This window comes from Aquiflexum sp. TKW24L (assembly GCF_023502205.1).
GTDB lineage: Bacteria > Bacteroidota > Bacteroidia > Cytophagales > Cyclobacteriaceae > Cognataquiflexum.
In genome coordinates this window covers 1-4,435 of record NZ_JAMFLG010000074.1, presented here as the reverse complement: position 1 = coordinate 4,435, position 4,435 = coordinate 1, and the positions used below count along the sequence as shown (strand labels likewise).

Genomic DNA, 4,435 nt, shown 5'->3' with positions numbered 1-4,435 from the left:
GCCCCTTCACTGATCAAAGTGGTACCCGGACCACTCAAAATTCCGCTGTTCCAAGACATTGTACCATTAATGATTAAATCCTCTCCCGCACCATCAGCTACATTGAGGGATCCGGTTAATACAAGTGATCCACCAGCTTCCACAACAGTTTGATCAATGGTGCGTGTATCAGATACGGTAACCGTATGGCCTTCTCTGATGGTGATGTTTTCATCTGCCGATGAAGGCACCCCAGCAGCCGCTATCCAATTATTTCCGTCGAAGCGTTGCCAGGTGGCGACCGAATTCCAATCACCTGATTGGATGGTTCTGTATGAATTTAATACCTGGGATTGTGCCGAAGCAATGGTAAAAGCACAAATAGATAAGAAGATCAGTAAAAATCGTATAGTTTTCATCATAAAATTGGTTTATAGCTTATAAAATTGAAAAAAAAAGAAGGCGGATACTATAGCTAAATCTAGCTATCCAATTGATTATAAGGAATTTGATTTGGGTAAATTTCCCATTTATCCTACCAAAAAAAAATACCCCATTGGGAGTATTGTAAACAACACTTTAGTTATCAAAATACCCTCTTTGGGGTAGTTTCAGAATATTATTTGTGTTAAAAATCAAAAAGGTAGGTAAATGAGCTTGGAGTAGAAATTGAAAGTTGGGATTTCAGAATACAAAAAATGAGAAATCTAGGCTTGAAATTAACCAACAAAGAATCCATAAAAAGTAGAAAAATCCAGGTTACATTTTTCCCAAAAGTTGAGTAACCTGATCTGTATGTCTATTCAAATGAAACCGTAAAAATTCAAGGCGCTGATGAAAGTCCAAGGGTCCTGAGATGGGATGAGGCTGGGCCTGTATTCTCAAGTCTGATTCTTGCAAATCATCACCAAATCCATGAAGAACTTCTTGGAGACTGTTTAGGGAAGTCTTCCAAAATGACAAGGGACCCCCTAGCCGGGGAACTGCCACTGCAGGTACTTTTTCCTTGGCCTGCCATGTAAGTTCGATCACCTGTTCTATCGACATGTCCTGATGAGGTGATTCATAGCTAAGCACAATGTTGCCATTCCTGATGGCATGAAGGGTTTTCCACATTCCGAATACTCCGCCCTGTTCCGCCCAAAAAAGATGTTCTGTGATTTCAATAATGTTCCACACTTCAGGGTCAGGTTTCCATTTGGCCTGAGCTTCTGACACATTTTCAATTTGCTCGAGGTACAGCTTGCGGGCTGTCGCTACTTCTTGAACGAGCTTTTGAATAGTGTTCATAGTATAGAATTAAAGCCCCGGATGCTCTTTTATCAAGCCTAGTAAACCCGAAATATTATGCACATGGAGTTTTTTGTAAATGTTTTTTCGGTGCGTTTTTACTGTCAAGGGACTGAGATTCAATTGCTGCGCGATTTCTTTGTTTTCACTCTGATTGAGCATCATTTTTATGATTTCAGTTTCTCTGTCAGATAGCCCATATTCGGATCTCAATTTTTGGTAGAGGCAGTTCCAATGTCCATTATATATGTTTTTTGTAATGGAAACAGGCTGGAAATATTCACCTCCTGCAGCGATGACCTCGAGGGCTTCCCGAAAAATTTCAAAACAGGAATCCTTTCCAACAAAGCCTTTGGCGCCAAGATTTTTACAGGCTTCCAACGTTCCTTTGGTATGGTGTCCACTGAGAATCATGGTTTTCATGTCAGGAAATTTTCGGCTGAGATGTGGCAAAAGCTGCATCCCGTCCATCACAGGCATATGGAGGTCAAGAACAAGGACATCTACTTTTTGATTACTTTCAAGAAACAAAATAACCTCTCTCCCATTCTGAACACTTCCTACCAATTCACAACCGGGAATAAAGTCCAGAATTCTTTTGATTCCTACTGCAAAAAGATTGTGATCATCTGCTAATAAAATAGAAATTCCCATGGCTGAAATTTTTATATAAGAAAAAAGGTAAAATGCTTAAATACGAGTTATTGAAAGCTCCAAATTCAATACACAAACATCCTGTCACTTTCCATCGACAATTGAAGCAAGACTTTTGGCATGGCAAACTCCGCAGTCTTGTCACTCAAATCTGCTTCGGTCAACCCTCTTGACTTGGCTGACATGCCGGATAAATAGAATTTCCCACCTCCTGCTAAAATAGCATCATAATGACCCCTGAGATTACCGGTGCCAAGACCAGCCAGATTATCAAGCACATCTTTTCGAAGTAATTGTACCGCATCTCCTGCCAGAAACAATGTCACAGCATATCCCTCCTCAATGGCGGTTTTGGCTACTAAAAACCCTAGTGCTGCCCGTGTAGGATTTTCGGGGCCATGAGTAATGTGTATCAATACTTTCATTTTCTCTTCCTTCACAGTTCCCGTTTGGGCAAGCGCTTCTAACCTAAATGCAACAATTACTACTAAGAGGATTGTTTTCAATGTGACAAGGCTTTTCATAAAATTTGATGTTTAGGAGAAAAACTCTAGGACCAACAACCGTTAGTCTCCCTAAACATAAAACCATATTTTAAGAATTTTGTGTATCAAAAGATACTTATCTAAAAATAAATATTTGAAATTTTGAATAAAACAGATTCTAAATCTGTTCTTCAACTATTAAAACTGGGGTTTAGGAAATTAATTGAATGTATCCCCGGTGAAGTTTTACCAGCTTTTCCTTTTCAAACTGTTTCAAAATCCTCGATATGACCACGCGTGTGGTGCCCAAATCATTCGCCAGCGTTTGATGGGAAACAGGGATTTTATTGGAGCTTTCATTTTTAACGTATGCGGTGAGGTATTCCTTCAAACGCACATTAATAGGCTTAAAGGCTACATTTCCAAAAGCATTGAGCAACTCATCGTATCGGCTTTTGAAAGTCCTGAGGATAAATTTATTCCAAGATGGGTATTTGAGTTGCCATTCGGCAATGAGGTGCGCGGGCAAAACAAGAATTTCGGATTGCTCCATAGCAATACCATTGGCCGTGCTGTAATAATCAAAATAGGCAGATGACAAAGACATCATACAGGTTTGCTCAGGCCCCACATAATAGAGTAAAATTTCCCTGTCTTCATTCTGTTGATACACTCTCAATAATCCTTTGATGACTATGGGCAGAAAATTCAGGTATTGACCTTCCTTTATCAGAATATCACCTTTGTTGGCTTTGATAAATTTGGCGTGCTTCAGAATTTCCTTTTGAAGTTCGGGTTCCGAAAAAGATTTCAATTCTTTAAATAAATCTAAGGTTGCTTCCATTGTCGTCTTGTTTCAAAATATCGGAAAGGAGAAAAGGTATTTCTCACTAAAAATAGTAAAAACGAAATACTAAATGTTGTAAAAAAGCGAATGGTAGAAATAAATTTGGATAATTATTCGGGGAAGTATTTTTTAACTTCTTTTTCAACAAGAGCGTTTACATTATTAATCATTTGCTTGTATTCCTTTGGGGTCATTCCTAAAAATTGTTTGAAATCCTTGTACAAGTGAGGTTTGTCCGTATATCCAAATTGAATAGCAAAACTCAGAATATCTGCCGTGGGCGAGGAATCCAAAGCAAATAACAGCGAATTGAACCTGATAATTCTGCAAAATAATTTTGGTGAAATCCCAACTTGATTTTTAAAATGAATCTGAAAAGTCCGATTATTGATTCCGAGCTGTTCTACAATTTCCTCAAGGTTAACAACACCCATGTTCATATGGATTTGATGGATTACTGAAGGAATAAATTCGGAAACCTTTTTTCTTGGTATTGAATTGAAATGATCTATCAAATAATTATTGACAGGATCTATACAAGATTCGATTTCGGTATTGGATTCGAATAGATGCTTAATCTTTTGGTGTAATTCAGGCAAACCCAATTGGTCAAGTGGCATAACCTTGTCTGTCATCTGACTTGCAGGACCATCTAAAAAATGAAAAAGACCGGTCGGGGTAAAAACAATAATAAAGACTTCAAATTGACCTTTTAAGTAGAATTTTGCCAATTTGCTCATTAACCCAAATAAGTAGGGAAAATGCTTTTCAAAATATACCTTGGAAGAATTGTTCGGGTAGTCAAAATAGGAATTGGAGTTGATTTCCAAGGGAATCATTATTGCAGCTGTGCCCTTTGGTGTAAAAAATGGTTTCTCCGATAGCTCAGATTTATAAGTTGAATAAATATATCCACTGATATATGGTGAAAGGGACTTATCAGGCTTATAAGATTGGATTTCATTCATAATGAAAAACTTACTGTATAAAGTCTTAAACTAATCTAAGCAAAAATCACCTGTAAAAAACCATAGATTGATTCAAAATGTTTTCAATGGACATAATGCCAAAGCAATTAAAGTTCTTATTTAATCATGGAAGTTGATTTTTTATAGCAAAAAGCAGTGACGGGGGTTTATACCTGAGGTAAAATCTTATGATTTATTTATTGAAAAAAAAT

6 protein-coding genes are annotated in these 4,435 nt (G+C 37.5%); all 6 read right to left on the bottom strand.

Translation table 11 applies throughout. From position 1 onward, the window contains the following. A partial coding sequence (locus M3O96_RS21780) for a hypothetical protein (protein ID WP_249725362.1) occupies positions 1-401 on the bottom strand: 401 nt, incomplete at its 3' end. 337 nt (positions 402-738) lie between these two features. Next, the gene (locus M3O96_RS21775) at positions 739-1,269 is read right to left on the bottom strand and encodes a DinB family protein (RefSeq protein ID WP_249725359.1); all 531 of its coding nucleotides are present in this window, start codon (positions 1,267-1,269) and stop codon (positions 739-741) included. A gap of 9 nt (positions 1,270-1,278) precedes the next feature. Next, complete coding sequence (locus M3O96_RS21770; protein WP_249725357.1) at positions 1,279-1,923, bottom strand: response regulator; 645 nt, start codon at positions 1,921-1,923, stop codon at positions 1,279-1,281. A gap of 65 nt (positions 1,924-1,988) precedes the next feature. Continuing rightward, a complete protein-coding gene (locus tag M3O96_RS21765; protein ID WP_249725352.1) occupies positions 1,989-2,447 on the bottom strand; it encodes a DsrE family protein in 459 nt (152 codons plus the stop codon). A gap of 172 nt (positions 2,448-2,619) precedes the next feature. Beyond that, on the bottom strand, positions 2,620-3,252 hold the full coding sequence (locus tag M3O96_RS21760; RefSeq protein WP_249725337.1) for a Crp/Fnr family transcriptional regulator: 633 nt from the start codon (positions 3,250-3,252) through the stop codon (positions 2,620-2,622). Between the two features lie 113 nt (positions 3,253-3,365). Further along, positions 3,366-4,223, bottom strand: a complete 858-nt coding sequence (locus tag M3O96_RS21755; RefSeq protein WP_249725335.1) for a helix-turn-helix domain-containing protein — start codon at positions 4,221-4,223, stop codon at positions 3,366-3,368. Between the last annotated feature and the right edge of the window lie 212 nt (positions 4,224-4,435).